This window comes from Blautia sp. DFI.1.216, assembly GCF_020594215.1.
Taxonomy (GTDB): Bacteria; Bacillota; Clostridia; order Lachnospirales; family Lachnospiraceae; genus Blautia_A; species Blautia_A wexlerae.
The window spans coordinates 1-873 of the sequence record NZ_JAJDML010000151.1 but is presented as its reverse complement, the minus strand read 5'-3'; the positions used below and the strand labels follow the sequence as shown (position 1 = coordinate 873).

General features: G+C 45.6%; 2 tRNA genes and 2 rRNA genes. All 4 read left to right on the top strand.

The annotated features are described in order from the left end of the window. Positions 1–119: 119 nt before the first annotated feature. Positions 120–237: ribosomal RNA gene (gene rrf / locus LJE11_RS19170) — 5S ribosomal RNA — on the top strand. 5 nt (positions 238–242) lie between these two features. Then, positions 243–315: transfer RNA gene (locus LJE11_RS19165), tRNA-Ala, on the top strand. A gap of 23 nt (positions 316–338) precedes the next feature. Continuing rightward, positions 339–412: transfer RNA gene (locus LJE11_RS19160), tRNA-Ile, on the top strand. A 234-nt stretch (positions 413–646) separates the two neighbouring features. After that, positions 647–873: ribosomal RNA gene (locus LJE11_RS19155) — 23S ribosomal RNA — on the top strand; the annotation flags it as partial.

Here is an 873-nt window from a genome sequence, read left to right as displayed (position 1 = left end):
CGTAACAAGGTAGCCGTATCGGAAGGTGCGGCTGGATCACCTCCTTTCTAAGGAAGAAGAAGTAGAGTAAAGAATGTGTTTTACTGTTGAGTTATCAAGGAAAATTGAATAACAACATTTCTGGTAGTGATGCGCTTAGGGGACACACCCGTTCCCATCCCGAACACGACGGTTAAGACCTAAGCGGCCGATGGTACTGCACTGGAGACGGTGTGGGAGAGCAGGTGGCTGCCAGATCAAATGGGGATGTAGCTCAGTTGGGAGAGCACCTGCCTTGCAAGCAGGGGGTCGAGAGTTCGAATCTCTTCATCTCCACTGAAATCGAAAGATTTCAAGATGGGCTTATAGCTCAGCTGGTTAGAGCGCACGCCTGATAAGCGTGAGGTCGGTGGTTCGAGTCCACTTAAGCCCATTGGCTTATAAAAATTTAGCCGTGAGGTTAAGTGTTAAGCCTGATATAAATTGTACCTTGAAAACTGCATACATGAAATTTGATTAAAAGTTAATCAAATATCCTTGATACAAAACGTTAAGAGATATGAGAGTATCTCATAAAACGCAAGATAGGAAGACATCGATAACAAAGTTATCAAAAACAATGAGAATCAAACGACCGCATCACCTACGCTAGGGTGATGAAGCGAAAGGTCAAGCAATAAGGGCACAGGGCGGATGCCTTGGCACTAAGAGCCGATGAAAGACGTGATAAGCTGCGATAAGCTTCGGGGAGGAGCAAATATCCCGTGATCCGGAGATGTCTGAATGGGGAAACCCACATGAGCAAACCTTATGTATCCATACGCCAATCCATAACGTATGGAAGGGAACCCGGGGAACTGAAACATCTAAGTACCCGGAGGAAAAGAAAGAAAA